The organism is Paenibacillus sp. y28, assembly GCF_037137075.1.
Classification (GTDB): Bacteria; Bacillota; Bacilli; order Paenibacillales; family NBRC-103111; genus JBBBNV01.
In genome coordinates this window covers 293,923-311,584 of sequence record NZ_JBBBNV010000001.1, presented here as the reverse complement: position 1 = coordinate 311,584, position 17,662 = coordinate 293,923, and the positions used below count along the sequence as shown (strand labels likewise).

Genomic DNA, 17,662 nt, shown 5'->3' with positions numbered 1-17,662 from the left:
GCAAGGAGCGGCTTTGCAAAAGCAAGCATCCTGGATTGCCATCACGCAGCGTCTTATCAGTGTGCTGCTAGCTGTGTACGGCGCCTAACAAAGAGGCCGCCTTCCCTGATTAATCCGCATCTCCCATCGTTAGATTGTGTCTAACCGGCGGGGCGCGGTTCAAATCCGGGAGGCGGTTTTTTCTATACAACGGAAGAGCGGGCAGGTTAGCAGGTGAAAAATGAAGGTGATTAACATTAGGCGGCCCTAATTGTTGCAACTTGATATACCGCGTAGATTACGAATGCTATCGTCAGTCTAACAAAAAAAGCCGATCCTGCATTGTACAGGTCCGGCTCCAGGGCTTACTTTTACTTTTTATGCGGCCTATCAGCGGAGAGCCTGAATTAATCGGCGTCCTGCTGAGCCTGGGCCTCGTCGGCTATTTCACTGCGGAAGCCTTCAATGCTTTCTTTCCGGCGGGCGTTTTTGTCCTGAATGGCCGATAATTCCTGCGATGAGATTTCATCGGCATGTTCGTCAAGGTAATCCTTGGCTTCGTTCAGGTTGGCAAGCGTATTATCAATGGAATCTTTCAGCTTTGCTACGTTGTCAGCGCGGTTATCCGGCTTCGCCATTCGGTAATCCTCCTCAAGATGGTTAATGTAGTATACGGCTCATCGGAGAGCCCGAATACTAAGATGGCTGATTTTGCAGCCATTTATGCACTTGTTGAGGCTGAAGAATGAGACGGTGCTTGCCCGGCTAATTTCCGCATCGCGCGCAGATTCCAGCGGTCGGTGTTTCATTGCATGACGGCGGTCGGTCGACCACAGCTGCTGATCAGCAGTTAGTCGGTAACCACGGCCGTGCCGCTTACGGCAACCATCAGCATGCCGTCACGGATAACCTCATAATCGATATCTACACCGACGACCGCGTTGCCTCCCAGCCGGCGGGCTTGATTGGACATCTCTTCAATGGCGATTTCACGGGCTTCCTTCAGCTTTTGCTCGTAAGCGCCGGAGCGGCCGCCGACAATGTCAGTAATGGAAGCGAACAAATCGCGGACGATATTCGCGCCCATGATAGCTTCGCCATTAACAATGCCCTGATAGGACGTAATCGTCTTCCCTTGAATGGTCGGGGTGGTGGTAATAATCATTTTTTATCGGCTCCTTTATTTGGCAAGTGTTTCATCATGCATTACGCAGCAGCCGGCGCGGGGGTTGCAGTTTTAGCCCAAATGAACTGGTGCGGTTTGAAACTATGCTATACTTGGAGCTGCGGTTTTCAGTTTTTCTACATCATTTTGCGCAAAAAGGGGATACCTCATGATTGGATTTTCAGTGCTCTGCGGCTTCTATTTAATGGGAATGCTGCTTCATGAAGTGGTGGGGCTTCCGCTGCCCTCCGGCATTATCGGACTTATTCTGCTGACTATCGCCTTGTTTATGAAGTGGGTCAAGCTGGAGTGGGTGGAGGAGAGCGCCCAGTTCCTGATGAAGCATATGATGGTTTTGTTTGCGCCACTGATTGTAGGCACCATTGCAATGGCCCCGCTGATTGGACAGCATCTTATCCCGCTTGCGGGCAGTTTGGTTGCCGGCTCGATTCTGGTCCTGCTGGTGACAGGGTGGACGGTTCAATGGGTAATGGGCCGCCGGAAGGAAGGGGGAGAACAGCTTGACCGAAGCTAATTCCGTCTGGTTGAATGATCCGTTGTTCGGTTTATGCGCCACGATTCTCGCTTATACGGCGGCGCAGCTGCTCAACAAGCGCTGGCCTTGGCTCCACCCGTTGTTTGTAACCTCGCTGTTGTTAATCGGGCTCATCTTATTCGGCGGAGTTCCCTATGAAGCGTACCGGCCGGGCGGAGAGGCGCTTACACTGCTGCTTGGACCGGCGACCGTTGCTCTGGCTGTGCCGCTCTACAAAAATGCCGCTCGCATCAAACGTTATGCCTTGGCCATATGCAGCGGCATCACGATCGGTTCGCTATGCGGAATTGTCGTTTCGGCAGGCCTCGTCTGGATGCTTGGTGGCCCCCAAAATATTATGCTGTCCGTATTGGCTAAATCAGTGACGGCACCGGTATCGATTGAGCTGACGAAGCTGTTCGGCGGTTTACCGGGACTGGCGGCAGTCATGACGGTGCTTACCGGATTGCTGGGAAGTATGATTGGACCCGCATTGCTGCGTTTGGCGGGTGTACGGGAGGATATCGCAATCGGATCGGCGGTGGGAACAGCGGCGCATGGTATCGGGACATCCCGGGTGATTCGCGAATCCGAGCTTCAAGGGGGCGTAAGCGGCTTCGCCATGGGGCTTGCGGCAATCATTACATCCGTTCTGGTTCTGCCGCTGTATTGGTGGCTGCAGCTATAGGGGCTTACAAAACCTTAACAGCCAGCAAACGCCGCCTTAATCATTGACTGCTATGCTGTGAGAGTAAGAGCTCTCAAACGAAAGGCGAGGTGCCCTATGAATCTGACAGCAGAGCAAGTCGGTTTAACCTCCTCCCCCTTGGCAGTCAAGCTGGCCCGGACTTCTGCGGAAATCGAGCAGGCGCTGCGGCTGCGCTATGAGGTCTTTGCCGTGGAGGAAAAAAACTTCCGTCTGATGAACGACAGCGGACTGGAACAGGATGAATACGATGAGATATGCGATCATCTGATTGTGCAGGATTTGCTAAGCGGCGATTGTGTAGGCACGTACCGGCTTTTGCCCGGCGAACGCGCGGCGGGGAGCCGCGGCTTTTACTCGGAAAGCGAATTTGATTTGAGCGGCTTCGACGAATACAAGCCCGACGCTCTGGAATTGGGCCGAAGCTGCGTTGCCCCGGCCTATCGGAACGGCAGGGCCATTCAGCTGTTGTGGGAAGGGATTGCCGACTACATCAGCCAGCATCATCTGCACTATTTAATCGGCTGCGCCAGTGTACATTTTCAGTACCAGGCCGATTTGAATGAAATGTATACATTTCTGCACCGCAAAAATATGATTTCATACAGCTACGGAGTAATTCCGCTGCCTTCTCACCGGATTGGCGGGCTGCAGCTGCTGGATGAGCTTCCGGGAGAGAAGGAGGTTTTCCGGAAGCTGCCGCCGCTGATGAAGGGCTATCAATGGCTAGGTGCGGAGATTGGCGGCGATCCCGCTTACGATCGGATTTTTAATACGGTGGACTTCTTTATCGTCCTTGAGAAGCCCCGTCTCGCCCGCCGCTATCGCCGCCATTTCTTGGGACACGGCTAATGGCCGCGATCAGGAGGAGACGCGATGTACAATTGGATAGGACAGCTGACGCAGGGCGGCAGAGGGATTCGGTTTGCTGCGGCAGCAGCGGGCTTCATGCCGAAGCCGATTGCTTTCGGTATGTGCTGGACGATCGCCAGACTGCTGTATACGTTCGCAGGTCGACAAATCAAGGAACGCATCCGGCGCAACCTGACGGAGCTGCTCGAGCTGCGTCATTCCTGGAAATTGAAGGAGATTGAGAAGGACTACTTCCTGAATCTGGCCGTTACGCTTTATGAGCTGCTGCTTGAAAGCCAGGCGGGCCAGCCGGGTCTGTGCCCGGAACGGATTCGTACCGAAGGGGAGCATCATTTGCAGGATGCCCTCACTCAGGGGAAGGGAGCCATCGTTTTCGCGCCGCATTCCGGCAATTTCTTTTATTACTATTTGCTGCTAACGCGCCGCTACTCCTGCATGACTGTGGTAACAGCAGGCAGTCCTGAGCTGAGGCCGATCTATGAGCAGTTTGGGTCGTTTGGCTGCCGGGGGCTCGATTATGACCATACGCCGCCGCTGGAGCTGGTTCGGACGCTGCGAAAGCACCTGCAGGCTGGAGGGGTTGTGTTTTTGCTAGGTGATTTTTACCGGGAGGCGTTTCCGGAGGCCGAGTTTTTCGGCAAACGCTCCCGTTCTCCCGGCGGAACGGCTATGCTGGCACTGGCGGAAGAGGCCCCGGTCATTCCGTGTCACGGCTACCGGAACCGTATGTTCCGGCACCGCCTTATTTTTGAACAGCCCCGATTCTTGAATAGAGAATTCGCCACGCATGAGCGGGAAACGGCCACCAACAGCCTGAACCGCTGGCTGGAGCGGGTAATCCGGGAGCATCCCGCCGGCTGGTTCTATTGGTTCAACGCAGATGAACGGTTTGCCAGTAAGCAGATTGTGTAATTCGAACCGGAGGCAGAGGCAGAGGAGGGGCGGAAGCTCCCGGCGCGCAGTGTTTCGCGGCATGACGGCCGCCCGTTTGGATACGGCACGCGTCTTACAAGGAAACACCTCCCGGCTGTGTCCATCACTTCGATATGGACGCAGCCGGGAGGTGTTTTTGTTGATGGAGAGTATGGCTGCCTCGTGATGCTGCAGCTGTTTTTACAGAAGAAAACCGGAATTTCGTGTGCCTTGCGCGCTCAGGAAAACAGCTTGAGGCCGATAGCGGAGGCGATGACCATGCTCATGTATACAAGACGCCGCCAATCCTTCGATTCCCGGAAAAACAGCATCCCGACGAGCGCGCTGCCGACGGTGCCGATCCCCGTCCAAACCGCGTAGGATGTTCCCATGGAGATGGTGTTCATCGCATAGGACAGGAGGGAGAAGCTTGTGGAGAAGCAGATGACGAGCGCCATAATCATCAGCCAGCTTCTGGTGCGCTGAAATTGATTTAATGCCGCGGTGCCCGCGATTTCTATGCCGCCAGCGAGAAATAAACAAAACCAGTCCATCAGGCATGCGCTCCTTTGTCTTCAGAGTGCCCCGTAACGGTTTTCAGACCAAGAATTCCCCACAGCATAATAACGATGAGCCCGATTTTAATCCAGCTAAACGGCTCGCCGAAAACGAGCATTTCAACTACAACAGTCCCGGCTGTGCCCAGTCCGGTAAATACGGCATACAGCGTCCCGATCGGCAATTTGGCCGAAGCGCGGATAAACACGCTGAACGAGATAATAATCGAGCCGGCTGTAAGCAGCCACAGCACGATACTGTCGGCATGCTTCAAGCCGCTGACCCATATAATTTCAAAGACGACGGCTATCAGAATCAACGTCCATTCCTTTTTCATAGCAAGCTCCATTCTTTGCTGTCCATTGTGCAGCGTGTTCATTTTCCGGTAAGGATAAGCCCCGCAAATACATATACCAGGAAGCCTCCAGACGCTTCGTAAAACGTTCTTCGCCTCCGAACAGCATTTCCACCAAAACAGCGTCAAGCACGCCGAAAAATGCAGAAGCCGCTAAAGCGGCATCGATCTGCCCGATGACATTCTCATCCATTGCCTTGATAAAAAGCGGGACAAGATAAGCCTGAAGCCGGTCCATGTATTCATAGCCATAGGCAATGATGGGCTCCCGGTGCTGTGACGGGGGAAAGTACATCATGCGCAGCCAAAACTTGTTCTGGTCGTCCTGGCTGTACCGCTCCTTGTAATGCTTGAGAAATCCAAGCAGACACTCCAGGAAGGGCATCTCAGTATGACGCGTAAAATAATCCGCTGTGAACCTCAGCTCCTGACGGGCGGCTTCCTTCAGCACATCAAGAAAAAGGTCGTCCTTGCTGCTGAAATGCGTATAAATAGACTGCTTCTTAATTCCGACTTCCTCGGCGATTAGCGCTAGGGAGGCCCCTTCGTAGCCGTGGGCGGCGAACTGCTTTAATGCAACTTGTTTGATGAGGGCGGCAGTCAAATCAGCACCATCCTTCCGAACGTTCGTCAGGAATATATAATATCTGACTTTGAATTATTTTTCAATAGCGGAGTAAAATTATTTCAAGAATCGTGCAAGACGAGTTGAGGATTAGAGCTTCAGCGGAAAAATATCATCCTATGCGGGAAAATGGATGTTCATCCAAATGTCATGAACGTTTAATCGCACAACAAAAAGGCCGAGTTAAAAAGCCTGCAGGATCAGCGGCATAGGCCTCCTGCCGATTAAAGCGCATAGAAACATCAACGAGCGGAGCTGCTACTCAACCGGTGAGGGACTAGAATGGCAGAGATTATTTCGTTGTTGGGCTGTATTGCTTGTAGTTCAACTGTAAAAGAAGGTTGACCGACCATATTGCAGTGAATCATCGCACTTAGATCTGCACATAGCACGGCTGTAAATAAACAAAGGGCGTCCTCCAGGCCCTCTGACCTGAAGAACACCCTTATTCACATTCACGGATTAGTTGCAGTGCGAGTTCGTGCCGCTAACGGTTTCGGCGCGCTGCTTGATGGCTTTCTCCAGTCCGTTCCAGCCCAGCAGGGAGCAATTATGACGAGCGCGCAGCTTGTGAACGCCGCTCAGCGCCACGGCATCTCCGAGCGCATCCTCATCCTCAATGACGCCTTCCTTAATCATGGCGTTGAACTGACTGATCAGCTTCTCGGCTTCCGCTACGGTTTTGCCTTTGATGATCTCTGTCATCATCGAGCAGGAGGCCATGCTGATAGAGCAGCCTTCCCCTTCGAATGAAATGTCTTGAATTTTACCGCTCTCATCCACATTCAGATAAAGCACCATAACATCGCCACAGGTCGGATTTTTGTAAGGCAGTGTGAGAATGCCTTCTTTTTTTCCGTAGTTGCGCGGTTTTTTATAGTGATCCATCAGGATCTGCTTATATAAATTTTCCAGGTTCATGCTCATGCTATCATCACCTTCTGAGTCTATATTCATTCTTATTGTACTATATTTCATTCCGGTTTGAAACATGCCTCTGCATAGTTCGAGTTGCGCCTGGATATAGTAGGTAGCGGATAATGCTTAAGAGGAGGCGGGAGCATGAACCGAAACTGGACGGAACAAGAGCTGGAGGTTATCGAGCAAGCCCTGTATTTTGCCATGAACAGCCATGAGGACAGCCCGGAAGGAGACCGCTACCGCGAAGTGCTGGATAAGCTTCACGGCATCAGCGGCGCCAATATGCGGGTGCACCGGCCCGCTGCCCTGTCGGACGGCTTCCGCTATGACATGGATGACTCGTCCGGTTAAGCTTTTCCCGGGAAATCGCAGGAAATGACAAGAGCTGGAGAGCAGCCGCGGACAGAACCTTCTTGATGTGAGGTTCTGTTTTTTGCTTTACAGTGAACGGAAGCAGGGGGTTTTTACCGGGTTCAAAAAGGGAAATATGTGCGTCTTGAAAGTCCATTTCCCGGGAAAACGCAGGAAGTGACAGTGCACGAGCGGATTTGAGCTTGTTTTCGAGCCGGATTTCGCTTCGCTCCGACAAGGTTGCCGATGTCTCGCGGTGTTTCGTCCGAGTTTCGGGGAGTCTTACTGGCTGCCATTGCCAAACCGGACCATATCGGATTATGATGGGTAGGAATCGCTGCCGGGCGGGGCGCATGAAATGAAGGCACTGGGCATAAACGGCTGTTCTGGATGAAACCCTATGGAATAAACCTTCAGACAGAAAGGAAGACGTGTATGCCGGAATGGCCGGAGATGGAGCATTATAGACGCGAGCTGGATCGGCTTGTCGGAGGGAAGCCAATTACGGCGGTTAGCATCGGTCGGGAGAAATCGCTGAACGTCAGCAGCCCTTCACTGGAGTTGCGGGTAAGGGGGCAGACGGTGAAGCAGGTGGACCGCCGGGGAAAGCAGCTGTTGTTCCGACTGGGCAGCGGGGAGGTTTTATTGGCACACCTCATGCTCGGCGGCTGGATGTTTTTCGGCAGCATGGCGGATAAGCCGGAACGTACTGTACAGGTGCAGCTTTCATTCGGGGAGGAGCATCTGTTTTTTATCGGGCTGCGGCTCGGATATTTGCATTTGTATACGCCGGAGGAGCTGCAAGAGAAGCTGGACGGGCTAGGCCCGGACCCTTTCGATACAGTACTGGACAGCGGAGGTTTGCGCAGCCGATTCGGGGCTCGGAGGGGAGCCTTGAAGCAGGGCCTTACGGATCAGCAGGTTATTGCGGGTATCGGCAATTGCTACGGTGACGAGCTGTGCCATGCAGCCGGTATTCGGCCGGACCGGGCAATTCCAGCCTTGAATGATCCGGAGTGGTCCCGGCTGCTGGCTTGTATGCGCAGCGTGCTGCTGGAGGCGCTTGGGCATGGCGGATACATGGAAGATCCGCTGTATAAAGGAGACCCGCTGACGGGGGGCTACAACAGCCGTTGTCTCGTATACGACCGGGGAAACGAAGCATGTTACCGCTGCGGGCAGTCAATTGTGCAGACGGAGCTGGCCGGAAGAAAGCTGTTTTATTGTCCCGGCTGCCAGCACTAGAGGCTAGGAGACATGCATTTTAATGACATTTGCGGACCCGGATCTTTGCAGATCCATCGCCGGTTGTAAAAAAGGCGGTTAAAAGGACGCCGTTTCCCGACTCGTGCGGGGGCAGCTGCTGGAAGCAGCCATTTCAGCGTGTTACAAAATTTAGCCGCCGGCGGAACGTCGAAGGAGGAGCGGATATGGCTTCGTATGTAGGCTGTCACGTCAGCATCCGTGAGGGCTATTTGGGCGCGGCCCGGCAGGCACATCGGATGGGCGCGGAATCGTTTCAATTTTTCCCGAAAAACCCGCGCAGCCTGGCTTTAAAAACACCCGATTGGCACGATGCTGCGGCCTGCCGCGCTTATTGCCGGGAGCACGGGCTGAAATCGATTGCCCATTCCGCCTATTTAATCAATATGGCCGTGGAGGAAGGGGAGCTGCAGCGGCAGATGGTGGCTTCCTTACTTGGCGATCTGGTCATCGCTGAAGCTTGCGGGGCTATCGGGGTTGTCGTTCATTTCGGCCATGTCAGCGGAGAACGGGCTCAAGCAAACCTTTTGCAAGCCTATCAAAATATTATACAATGTATAAATAACGTGCTGAAGGTATGGGAAGGCGAAGCGCTGCTGCTGCTTGAGAATCAGGCCGGGGAAGGCGGCTTGATGGGAACAACGCTGGAAGAGCTGGTAAACATCCGTCGGTTGTGTTCGGCTCCGGAACGCGTCGGCTTTTGTCTCGATACGTGCCATGCGTTTGCCAGCGGCCTGTGGACGCCCGGTAATACGAGCGGGCTATTGTCTCTAATGGCTGAGACGGGGTACGGAGCCGAGCTGAAAGCGGTTCATGTCAACGATTCTGTGTATCCTTGGAGCAAGCGCAAGGATCGGCACGCTGCCATGGGACGAGGCCATATCGGGCAAGAAATGCTCGGCGATTTGCTTCGCGATTCGCTGTTTGAAGGTCTTCCGCTCGTGCTGGAAACGCCAAGCGAGCCGGATTACGGGCATGAAGCGCAAATGAAAAGCTTACGGAGCTCGCTTTATCCGGATGCAGTACGGTAACGGCAAAGCCGTGAAGCGGGAAAAGGGGAAACGGCAATGATCAACGTATTTATGGATGACCTGCGTCCGTGCCCGGACGGGTTTACTCTGGCGCGTACCGTGGAAGAATGCTTGCTGCTGCTGAGGGAATGCGAAGTGAATGTGCTTTCCCTGGATCACGATATGGGCTGGGGACAGCCGAACGGGACGGATCTTGCGGCCGCTATCGTCCGGGAAGCGCTGTTCCCGCGCGAGGTATATTTGCACAGCTCCAGCGAAATCGGACGCAGACGGATGTTTGAGCTGCTGTATTCGGCCAAGCCGGCAGCAATGATATTGCACAGGCATGCACTATGGGAGGAGAAACGAACATGATACATATGGAACAAATCTCGCTGCGGCGCGATGGGCGCAGTATTTTGGAAAATGTTAATTTACATATGGAAAAGGGCCAGAACTGGGTTATTCTCGGTAAAAACGGCTCCGGCAAGACAACCATCCTGGAGCTGTTGAACGGGTATTTGTTTCCCAGCACGGGCAGCGTCGAGGTGCTCGGCAATGTGTACGGGCAATGCGATATTCGTGAAGCACGCAAGCGGATCGGCTATATCAGCCAATCGATGCTGGAGAAGTTAAACCTCTCAGACCCGGTGTGGGAGGTGGTCGCGACGGGGGAGTATGCCTTTTTGCGTTTTTATCAGGATATTCCTCAGGAGGTTCAGGACAAGGCCATCGGTATGCTGGACAAGCTGGGAGTCGGCCACGTAGCCAAGCAGCCGCTGGGCACGATTTCGCAAGGAGAGCGCAAGAAGGTCATGCTGGCCCGATCTCTGATGACGGCGCCGGATATTCTTATTTTGGACGAAGCCTGCTCCGGGCTGGATTTGTTTGAGCGTGAAAAGTTTCTGCAAGGCCTGACGGAGATGGCCGGAGACATTCATATTATTTATGTCACGCATCACATTGAGGAAATGATTCCGCTGTTTACACATGTGGCGGTGATTGATGAGGGGGCTGTACTTGCGGCCGGTCCGAAGCGGGAAGTGCTTACGACGGAGCTGCTGCAGCAAGTATTCGACGTGCCGGTCAGGCTGGAATGGGAGAAGGATCGTCCATGGCTGAAAGTAATCTAACTGTTGGTGCAGGGCACCCGGTTTTTTCCCGTTTCATTGTCACCTCCAACCGCGGATCGCACCGTTATGCCCAAGACGAGCTGCGTAAGCTGTGTCCGGGCGTTACGTTTACCGAGCTGGAGCCTGAGGAGGTGCAGCTGGCTGTGTTTCCGCGCGCAGCCGAGGAGGTGCTGGCGGCAGTACGGGAGAATGAACCGGTTTTTATCCGGCATCTGCATCCGGTGACTGCGATTCTGGATATGCCGTCCAGCCCTTTAAGCGGTATCGAAGGTAATTCTGAGCCGGATAACGGACAGGAGCAGGAGGAGGAAGAACAAGCCTCGGCTGAACAAACGGTTCTGCTGGCTGAGCAGATTTTCGCTCAGGTGGAGGCTGGGATAGCTGCAAACGTTAAGGCGGCGGTCCAGCTGCGCAAAAGCAGCGGCGTGGAACCCGCTGTGCCGCTCGGCGGGCTGCGGGAGGCGCTGGAGCAGCTGCTCATGCAGCATCAAGGAGCGCAAATCGCGGTTCAGGAGGCGGAAGCGGTGATTTCCGTTTTCATTACGCAAACGCAGCTGTATACAGGCTGCTCCAGGACGGCGGACAATTTAAGCGATTGGGCAGGCGGCGCGGTCCGTTTCCGCCGGGAGGAGGGGCAGGTTTCCCGTGCCAAGTTCAAGCTGCTGGAGGCGGAGAGCCGCTTCGGGCTTGATTTCTCGCTTGTTCATAAAGCGCTGGATATCGGAGCGGCTCCCGGCGGCTGGACATCCCTGCTTCTAGAGCGGGGGGCACAGGTAACAGCCGTGGACCCCGGAGAGCTGCATCCGTCGCTGCGGCGCCATCCGAAGCTGACTATGCTGCGCAAAAACGCAGCCGACGTTCGGTTTCGCGACAACGAATTCGATCTGCTGGTCTGCGATATGAGCTGGAGCCCCAAGCAGATGGTACGGCTTGTCCGGGAGCTGCTTTACGCGCTGTGTCCGGGAGGGACGGCAATTATCACGCTCAAGCTTATGCACGGCAAGCCGTTTCAGACGCTGAAGGACGCGATTCGCGCGTTTTCTCCGCTTCTGGAATTTGCCCATGCCAAGCAGCTGTTCCATAACCGGGACGAGCTGACACTGCATATGGTCCGGACCGGGGAACAGGCTCAGGAATAACGGCTTGCGGTTTTAATTCATTACCATTACCAGGGAGGTAGCCTTCCTGAGCTTGCTGTGGCAGGCTTTGCCAATAGAAGGGATTAGCAGTGCGCGATGATTCGCTAGACGCATAGTCAAGATAGTGGGAAATTATGACTGCCAAATCTTCCCTTGCCAAAGTCTGAATATTTTGATATGATTCTTACCAAACCTGTGATGAGGAAAAGTACGTAAGGAAGCCTGTTCCCCAGAGAGTCGGTGATTGCTGAGAGCCGATGAACAGCCCATGCCGAACATCACCTCGGAGGCGCAGCCCGAAGCTGTAGTAGGCGCTGCCGGATGTCCACCGTTACAAGGAACAGCATATGATGGTATGCTGACTGAGCGCCGGATGCTTCATACATTCGGAACAAGGGTGGTAACGCGAGAGAAACGTCTCGTCCCTTTTTTAGGGACGGGGCTTTTTTGCTATTCTGGAGCCTGCTTTGCATGTTCCATGCATGAATGGTGGTGCTGGAGAGCTCACACGCCTTCATTCGGAATCAGCTGATAAACGGACCGTTCCTTCATGGTAGAGTGTAAGGGCCGTTTAACCGGATACATGCGGTTCTAAGGATAGCGATAAGCGGCATCGTCCATTCCTGAGGTAGACGGCGGTGATCCGATTGGATAAGAAATGACAATAACAACGGAATGAATGGTATGACATCATTTAAAATGAGGTGGTTTCGATGGGGATCGCAAAGTTAAACAAGTGACACTGGAACAAGTGCTGCGGGCCCGATTCCGGCTGTCCGGACACATTCACCGCACACCGCTTCAGCTGTGCCGTTCGCTCAGTGAGATGACAGGCTGCAACCTGTATACTAAGCTTGAAAATTTGCAAAAAACCGGTGCATTCAAAATCCGGGGCGCCTTCAATAAAGTGGCTGATTTGATGCAGCAGGGACCTGTCCGTGGCATCGTTACCGCCTCGGCGGGCAATCATGCGCAGGGCGTTGCATTTGCCGCCCGGCATTTCGGAATTCCCGCTACAGTTGTGATGCATGAATCCGCCTCAAGCGCCAAGGTGCGCGCAACGGAAAGCTACGGCTCCCGTGTCCTCCTGCATGGATGCAATTATGACGAGGCCTATGAGGAAGCCAGACGTCTTGCGGCTGCGGACGGCCTGCGGTTTGTTCATGCGTTTGACGACGCGGCTGTCATCAGCGGTCAAGGGACTATCGGGCTTGAACTGCTTGAGGACTTGCCCGAAGTGGATACGGTGGTCGTGCCGGTAGGAGGCGGAGGTTTAATCAGCGGCATTGCCACGGCGCTGAAATCGCTCAAGCCGAGTGTACGCATCATCGGCGTGCAGCCGGAGGGAGCGTCCTCCGGGGTAAGCTCCTGGAGGTCCGGCAGCCGGGTAAGCATCGAGAAGCCGGGCTCCATTGCGGACGGCTTGGCGGTGAAGACGCCCGGCGAGCTTCCGCTGGCCTGCATGCTGGAGCTGGTGGATGATATGGTGACCGTATCGGAAGAGCAAATTTTGTCCGCCATGGCCGTCCTGCTGGAGAGAACCAAGATGCTTGCTGAAGGGGCGGGGGCGGCGGCTTTAGCCGCTGTGCTGAATGAAAAAGCTGTATGCGGAACAAACACCGCGGTGATTGTGAGCGGCGGCAATATCGATTTGATGAAGCTGCCTTTGCTGAGTCAAACGATGGCTGCCATTTCATTATAATGGATTGAATTAAATATTAACGAAATAAATAATTAATACAATTAAGTATTTTGCGGGAGGGTCTTGACCTGGTCCGGAAAAAGAAACATAAACATAAACGGCGGTATGCTGCGGCATCCGCCCTTCTTGTAGCGGCAGCGGCCTCCTTGCTTGGATGGAAGCTGCTTACGGGTGTCAAGCCCCAGACACCGGACCCAATCGCGGTTAGTTATTCCGGCGTGGAACAGGCACCTCCGGACGCCGCACAGCCTGCCGCAGATTCGGGCGAAAAGCCGGATGGGCTGGAAAAGGGAAATGATACACCGATACGCGCGCAGGACACAGCAGTCCAGCAGTCCAGCCGCTCTGAGGCGGCTTCGGCCGGAGGTCCGGCATCCGGCGCGCCGCAGGCAGATCCGGCCAAACCACAGTCTGCGCAGCAGGCGGTATTGAAATGGGAGACCGGAAAGCTGTATACCGTTGGAGCCGGTGTGGCGACACTTTGGACTGAGCCGGGAGGCAAACGGGACATGGACGCGCCGTCTTTTGCTTCGGACGGGCTGGAGTCCTGGCTGGCGGGCATGTCGATCAAGGAGAAGCTGTGGCTGGTCGGCAAGCTGGAAACACAGGTCCTGTACGGGCAGCAGGTGAAGCTGCTGGAGGTGAACGGGGAGTGGGTCAAGGTGGCTGCTTTAGGCCAAACCACGAAAAAAAGCAAGGACGGTTATCCGGGCTGGCTGCGAAAAAGCCAGCTCGCCCCGGACTGGACGCAGACGGCCCGGGATCAAAGCCTTCAGCAGGTTACAGTGGCGGCAAGACAAACGACGCTTCGGGATGCACCGGACGGAGTTCCGTTTCGGAGCGTAAGCTTCAACACCAGCCTGCCGTATGCTGCAGAACAGGACGGATGGCTTCAGGTGATGACACCCGGCGACGGCCTGAAGTGGCTGCCGAAGGCGGATGCGGTTGTCCATGAAACCGGGACGGCTGCTTACGGGCAGCAGGCGACCGGAGCCGCGCTTGTCCGCACGGCGGGGCGTTTTGTGGGTCTGCCGTATTTATGGTCCGGCATGTCAGGCTTCGGATTTGACTGCTCGGGCTTTACCTATTCCGTTCACCGGTTCCATGGGATCGCGATTCCCCGGGATGCTGCGGAGCAAGCGTTGAGCGGACAGCCGGTATCCAGGGATCAGCTTCAGCCGGGGGATTTGCTGTTTTTCGCATATCAGAGCGGCAGCCGGAAGGGCGTCATTCACCATGTCGCGATGTACTACGGAGACGGGCAAATGATTCATTCCCCCAAGACAGAGCGCGCGGTAGAAATCATTCCGCTCCATACCCCGGAATATGCGATTGAATATGCGGGCGCCCGGCGCTATAGTACCCCATAAGTGCAGCGATTTCATTCGCGGCACTTTTCTTTTTGCCCGAACGGTACTATACTGTTGAACATCAATGGGAAAAGGTGGGAATCAACGTGCGCCAGCCTGCACAGCCGTTTATTTGCAGGGAAGGTTCTACGCTCGGGGAGCGCTATCGCATCGTTTCACGTCTTGGTGAAGGCGGCATGAGCACCGTGTTTTTGGCTGAGGATGTGAAGCTGCCGGGGAAAAAATGGGCAGTCAAGGCTGCGCGTCCTTTGCCGGACCAGCAGTCCGCCTGGCTTGCCGAAGCAGAGGTGCTGGTGAGGCTGAATCACCCGTATTTGCCCCAAATCGTAGACTATTTCGCGCCGGATGAGCATGGAACAAGCTATCTGGTCATGGATTATATTCAGGGGGAGACGCTGGATCGCAGGTTTGTGCGGAGAGGCCGGGAGCCGTGGGAAAGCGGAGCGGTACTCAAGTATGCGATTCAGCTCAGTGATTTGTTCGCCTATCTGCACGGCTTATCCCCGCAGCCGATTATTTACCGGGATTTGAAGCCGTCCAACGTGATGATTGATGAACAGGATAATGTCAGGCTGATAGATTTCGGGATAGCCCGCAGCTTCAAAGCAGAGCAAAGCACCGATACGGTCCAGCTCGGCACGATTGGCTTTGCGGCCCCGGAGCAGTTTGCCGGACGGCAGACGGATGCCCGCACCGATCTGTATGGTCTTGGCGCACTGATGTATTACTTGCTGAGCGGGGGGCTATATTACCCCGTCGTGCAGAAGCCATTGCAAAATCCAGCCGTACCGTCCGCCCTCAGTATGGTTGTGGACAAGCTTTTGGAATCACGACCGGAGGATCGTTATCAGGATGCTGAAGAAGTAAAAGCGCAGCTTGTCCGGCTTCACACTGCAGCGGGGCGAACCGGTATTGGAAGGCTCGTTTCTGAGGAGTCCGGAAATGCAAAGCAGGGAAAATCAGAGCGAACGCGGCTGATCGTTATCGGGGGACTGTACCCCGGTGCAGGGTCGACCTTCGTGACAACGGCGCTTGCCCGGAGCCTGAATCGGGCCGGTCTTGCCCATACGGTGCTGGAATACCCCGGTTTAGCTTATCCGGTGCTGCATGAATGGACAGGCAAAGCGCAGCGAAAAGGGCAAAAAATAAGCCTGGCCTATAGCGATTCTATTGCAGCATCGGTAACCTGCACACCGGTCATTGACGGCTGCACCCGCTGGCTGACCCGGGAAGCTGCCGGCGAGGAGCCAGCTTCCGCACCGTCCGTATCGGTGGAGGTGTTCTTGGAATCGCTGGCGGATTTGGCTGCGCCACTTGTTTTGCTTGACGTTTCCAGCCACTGGACAGAGGATATTGTGGCATTGAGCCGGTACGCGGATCATGTCATTTATGTAGCGGACGTTTTTCCGGCGAAGCTGCAGCGGATACAGGTGCAGCGTGTGCTGCGGAGTCTGGCCGGTCTTTTGCCGGTGGATGGTGGCTCTGAACCGGATGGGAAGCAGCGTTCTGTAAGGGGAGCGCCGAAGCTGCACTTTGCGGCAAACCGTCATGTCCTCAGCCTGTTCCAGGCGGATTGGACGGATTATATGCCTTCCAAGCCGGCAGCTTTTATTCCGGCTCTGGATTATGCGGATCTTCTAGAGGCTGAGGTGAAAAGCCGGTGCTTCGCCGACATGCCGCAGATTGCGCCCAGGCTGGATGAAGCGCTGCAAGCGCTGCTGGGAGCTATTTGCGAAACAGCGGACCAGGGGATGCATAGATCAACAGGCAGCTGGTGGTTTCCATTTAAACGCAGGCGGGCGAAATAGCCCGTCTCTTTTTTTGGGACCAGGAACTGCAGCGGATTAGCAGCAGCCGAAGGATGCAATTCCATTGCTGCTTGAGGGAGAGTAGTATTTTAGAGTAAAAATAAGATAATCCGGTAAAAAGCTCTAGATTGCTGTTTGATCATTCAACAAACAGACAATCATCGTCCACGGCGAACGATGGCTTTTCTTTATCGGACTAATCGCCAACAGGAATTAGACTTCTCATTTGAATGACGATGAGGTTTAATTTTATTAAATAAAACTAAGTTTCATACAATGAAATAAAGTGCTGCGTTCATGATCAAAATATATGGATGAGCGGAAAGGAATCGTTATGCGTACAGTATTCGAACTCATTTGCATATCATCGATCCCCGGTTTCCTCTGGTAGAAAATCAAGGATTTTTACCGGATGCTTTCACCTGCCAAGACTATTTGGACAAGGTGCGTGATTTAAATATTGTCGGCGGTGCCGTAGTTTCCGGTTCATTCCAGGCATTTGACCAAACGTATTTAGTTGACGCCTTAGAAAAGCTTGGTCCCAATGATGTTGGTGTAGCCCAGCTGCCCCATGATACGGTGGATGACGAAATTATAAGGCTTCACCGCTGTGGTGTGAGAGCGATTCGTTTTAACGTCAAGCGTGGGGGAGCCGAGGATATCTCCCGTCTGGATTATTTTGCAAGAAGAGTCTATGAGCTGGCAGGATGGCACGCGGAATTGTATATCGACTCTGCTTCGTTACCTGAAATTGCAGCGACATTAATAGTGCTTCCCGCAGTGTCGATAGACCATTTAGGCTTATCGAAAGAAGGATTTCATCATCTTCTCACTCTTGTCGATAAAGGCGTTCAAGTGAAAGCCACAGGGTTCGGCAGGGTTGAGCTTGATGTAGAACAGGCTCTTCGATCCATCATGTCGGTGAATCCGGATGCCTTAATGTTTGGGACGGACTTGCCGTCAACGAGAGCAAAAAGACCTTACAATCATTCGGATATTGAATTGATTTACAGCACACTTGGCGAAGAGCAGGTCGACAAAATTTTATATAAAAATGCGATGAAATGGTATTCGAAATAAGGTTTATCCGGAAACGACAGTTCTCTTCACCAAGGTCCCAAACCCAGCCGAACGTGAAAAAAGTGTTGCCAACATGGAAGCATGTGGTTATAATGGGCGTAAATGAATAACTTGTACCGACTGCGGAAGCACCGCAAACATGAATAGGCACTTATGTCTGTTCGGTTTGTGCGTGCT

The 17,662-nt window shown here is 54.0% G+C and carries 20 protein-coding genes and 1 other annotated feature; of the genes, 14 read left to right on the top strand and 6 right to left on the bottom strand.

Annotation, left to right across the window (positions count from 1 at the left end):
* Positions 1-386: 386 nt before the first annotated feature.
* Complete coding sequence (gene tlp / locus WBG83_RS01335; RefSeq protein WP_336741973.1) at positions 387-617, bottom strand: small acid-soluble spore protein Tlp; 231 nt, start codon at positions 615-617, stop codon at positions 387-389.
* Positions 618-829: 212 nt separating this feature from the next.
* Positions 830-1,144, bottom strand: a complete 315-nt coding sequence (locus tag WBG83_RS01330) for a heavy metal-binding domain-containing protein (protein ID WP_336741971.1) — start codon at positions 1,142-1,144, stop codon at positions 830-832.
* Between the two features lie 169 nt (positions 1,145-1,313).
* Between WBG83_RS01330 and WBG83_RS01325 the strand changes: the two genes are divergently transcribed.
* From WBG83_RS01325 to WBG83_RS01310, 4 genes are all read left to right on the top strand, one after another.
* Positions 1,314-1,679, top strand: a complete 366-nt coding sequence (locus WBG83_RS01325; protein WP_336741969.1) for a CidA/LrgA family protein — start codon at positions 1,314-1,316, stop codon at positions 1,677-1,679.
* Positions 1,666-2,367, top strand: a complete 702-nt coding sequence (locus WBG83_RS01320; RefSeq protein ID WP_336741967.1) for an LrgB family protein — start codon at positions 1,666-1,668, stop codon at positions 2,365-2,367. The genes WBG83_RS01325 and WBG83_RS01320 overlap by 14 nt, the downstream gene beginning before the upstream one ends.
* A gap of 96 nt (positions 2,368-2,463) precedes the next feature.
* The gene (locus WBG83_RS01315; RefSeq protein ID WP_336741965.1) at positions 2,464-3,237 is read left to right on the top strand and encodes a GNAT family N-acetyltransferase; all 774 of its coding nucleotides are present in this window, start codon (positions 2,464-2,466) and stop codon (positions 3,235-3,237) included.
* 24 nt (positions 3,238-3,261) lie between these two features.
* A complete protein-coding gene (locus WBG83_RS01310) occupies positions 3,262-4,170 on the top strand; it encodes a lysophospholipid acyltransferase family protein (RefSeq protein WP_336741963.1) in 909 nt (302 codons plus the stop codon).
* A 239-nt stretch (positions 4,171-4,409) separates the two neighbouring features.
* Here WBG83_RS01310 and WBG83_RS01305 read toward each other — a convergent pair whose 3' ends face one another.
* From WBG83_RS01305 to sufU, 4 genes are all read right to left on the bottom strand, one after another.
* Positions 4,410-4,724: a DMT family transporter gene (locus WBG83_RS01305; protein ID WP_336741961.1), complete on the bottom strand. Its 315-nt coding sequence runs from the start codon at positions 4,722-4,724 to the stop codon at positions 4,410-4,412.
* Entirely contained in the window at positions 4,724-5,065 is a 342-nt protein-coding gene (locus WBG83_RS01300; RefSeq protein WP_336741959.1) for a DMT family transporter, read from the bottom strand. The genes WBG83_RS01305 and WBG83_RS01300 overlap by 1 nt, the downstream gene beginning before the upstream one ends.
* On the bottom strand, positions 5,022-5,687 hold the full coding sequence (locus tag WBG83_RS01295; RefSeq protein ID WP_336741957.1) for a TetR/AcrR family transcriptional regulator: 666 nt from the start codon (positions 5,685-5,687) through the stop codon (positions 5,022-5,024). The genes WBG83_RS01300 and WBG83_RS01295 overlap by 44 nt, the downstream gene beginning before the upstream one ends.
* 483 nt (positions 5,688-6,170) lie before the next feature.
* On the bottom strand, positions 6,171-6,635 hold the full coding sequence (sufU, locus tag WBG83_RS01290; RefSeq protein ID WP_336741955.1) for a Fe-S cluster assembly sulfur transfer protein SufU: 465 nt from the start codon (positions 6,633-6,635) through the stop codon (positions 6,171-6,173).
* Positions 6,636-6,770: 135 nt separating this feature from the next.
* Here sufU and WBG83_RS01285 point away from each other — a divergent pair, with 135 nt between their 5' ends.
* From WBG83_RS01285 to WBG83_RS01240, 10 genes are all read left to right on the top strand, one after another.
* Positions 6,771-6,980, top strand: a complete 210-nt coding sequence (locus WBG83_RS01285; RefSeq protein WP_336741953.1) for a hypothetical protein — start codon at positions 6,771-6,773, stop codon at positions 6,978-6,980.
* A 435-nt stretch (positions 6,981-7,415) separates the two neighbouring features.
* Positions 7,416-8,225, top strand: coding sequence for an Fpg/Nei family DNA glycosylase (locus WBG83_RS01280; RefSeq protein ID WP_336741951.1), 810 nt, complete (start codon positions 7,416-7,418; stop codon positions 8,223-8,225).
* Positions 8,226-8,410: 185 nt separating this feature from the next.
* Positions 8,411-9,274, top strand: coding sequence for a deoxyribonuclease IV (locus WBG83_RS01275; protein ID WP_336741949.1), 864 nt, complete (start codon positions 8,411-8,413; stop codon positions 9,272-9,274).
* Positions 9,275-9,310: 36 nt separating this feature from the next.
* A complete protein-coding gene (locus tag WBG83_RS01270) occupies positions 9,311-9,628 on the top strand; it encodes a cyclic-phosphate processing receiver domain-containing protein (RefSeq protein ID WP_336741947.1) in 318 nt (105 codons plus the stop codon).
* Complete coding sequence (locus tag WBG83_RS01265; protein WP_336741946.1) at positions 9,625-10,386, top strand: ABC transporter ATP-binding protein; 762 nt, start codon at positions 9,625-9,627, stop codon at positions 10,384-10,386. The genes WBG83_RS01270 and WBG83_RS01265 overlap by 4 nt, the downstream gene beginning before the upstream one ends.
* Positions 10,368-11,525 carry an SAM-dependent methyltransferase gene (locus WBG83_RS01260; RefSeq protein WP_336741944.1) on the top strand — a complete coding sequence of 386 codons (1,158 nt, stop codon included), beginning with the start codon at positions 10,368-10,370 and terminating at the stop codon, positions 11,523-11,525. Before WBG83_RS01265 ends, WBG83_RS01260 begins: the two co-directional genes overlap by 19 nt.
* Before the next feature lie 186 nt (positions 11,526-11,711).
* Positions 11,712-11,955, top strand: a binding site (T-box leader).
* Between the two features lie 306 nt (positions 11,956-12,261).
* A complete protein-coding gene (ilvA, locus tag WBG83_RS01255; protein ID WP_336741942.1) occupies positions 12,262-13,227 on the top strand; it encodes a threonine ammonia-lyase in 966 nt (321 codons plus the stop codon).
* A gap of 146 nt (positions 13,228-13,373) precedes the next feature.
* The gene (locus WBG83_RS01250) at positions 13,374-14,597 is read left to right on the top strand and encodes a C40 family peptidase (RefSeq protein WP_336741940.1); all 1,224 of its coding nucleotides are present in this window, start codon (positions 13,374-13,376) and stop codon (positions 14,595-14,597) included.
* An 86-nt stretch (positions 14,598-14,683) separates the two neighbouring features.
* On the top strand, positions 14,684-16,405 hold the full coding sequence (locus tag WBG83_RS01245) for a serine/threonine protein kinase (protein ID WP_336741938.1): 1,722 nt from the start codon (positions 14,684-14,686) through the stop codon (positions 16,403-16,405).
* Between the two features lie 357 nt (positions 16,406-16,762).
* Positions 16,763-17,485, top strand: a complete 723-nt coding sequence (locus WBG83_RS01240) for an amidohydrolase family protein (protein WP_336741937.1) — start codon at positions 16,763-16,765, stop codon at positions 17,483-17,485.
* Positions 17,486-17,662: the final 177 nt, after the last annotated feature.

Excerpts from the sequence above, each read along its gene's own strand:
- WBG83_RS01300 (WP_336741959.1), bottom strand. The coding sequence starts at position 5,065 with ATGAAAAAGGAATGGACGTTGATTCTGATAGCCGTCGTCTTTGAAATT.
- sufU (WP_336741955.1), bottom strand. The coding sequence starts at position 6,635 with ATGAGCATGAACCTGGAAAATTTATATAAGCAGATCCTGATGGATCAC.
- WBG83_RS01305 (WP_336741961.1), bottom strand. The coding sequence starts at position 4,724 with ATGGACTGGTTTTGTTTATTTCTCGCTGGCGGCATAGAAATCGCGGGC.
- WBG83_RS01330 (WP_336741971.1), bottom strand. The coding sequence starts at position 1,144 with ATGATTATTACCACCACCCCGACCATTCAAGGGAAGACGATTACGTCC.
- WBG83_RS01265 (WP_336741946.1), top strand. The coding sequence starts at position 9,625 with ATGATACATATGGAACAAATCTCGCTGCGGCGCGATGGGCGCAGTATT.
- WBG83_RS01280 (WP_336741951.1), top strand. The coding sequence starts at position 7,416 with ATGCCGGAATGGCCGGAGATGGAGCATTATAGACGCGAGCTGGATCGG.
- WBG83_RS01310 (WP_336741963.1), top strand. The coding sequence starts at position 3,262 with ATGTACAATTGGATAGGACAGCTGACGCAGGGCGGCAGAGGGATTCGG.
- tlp (WP_336741973.1), bottom strand. The coding sequence starts at position 617 with ATGGCGAAGCCGGATAACCGCGCTGACAACGTAGCAAAGCTGAAAGAT.
- WBG83_RS01285 (WP_336741953.1), top strand. The coding sequence starts at position 6,771 with ATGAACCGAAACTGGACGGAACAAGAGCTGGAGGTTATCGAGCAAGCC.
- WBG83_RS01315 (WP_336741965.1), top strand. The coding sequence starts at position 2,464 with ATGAATCTGACAGCAGAGCAAGTCGGTTTAACCTCCTCCCCCTTGGCA.
- WBG83_RS01325 (WP_336741969.1), top strand. The coding sequence starts at position 1,314 with ATGATTGGATTTTCAGTGCTCTGCGGCTTCTATTTAATGGGAATGCTG.
- WBG83_RS01275 (WP_336741949.1), top strand. The coding sequence starts at position 8,411 with ATGGCTTCGTATGTAGGCTGTCACGTCAGCATCCGTGAGGGCTATTTG.
- WBG83_RS01260 (WP_336741944.1), top strand. The coding sequence starts at position 10,368 with ATGGCTGAAAGTAATCTAACTGTTGGTGCAGGGCACCCGGTTTTTTCC.
- WBG83_RS01270 (WP_336741947.1), top strand. The coding sequence starts at position 9,311 with ATGATCAACGTATTTATGGATGACCTGCGTCCGTGCCCGGACGGGTTT.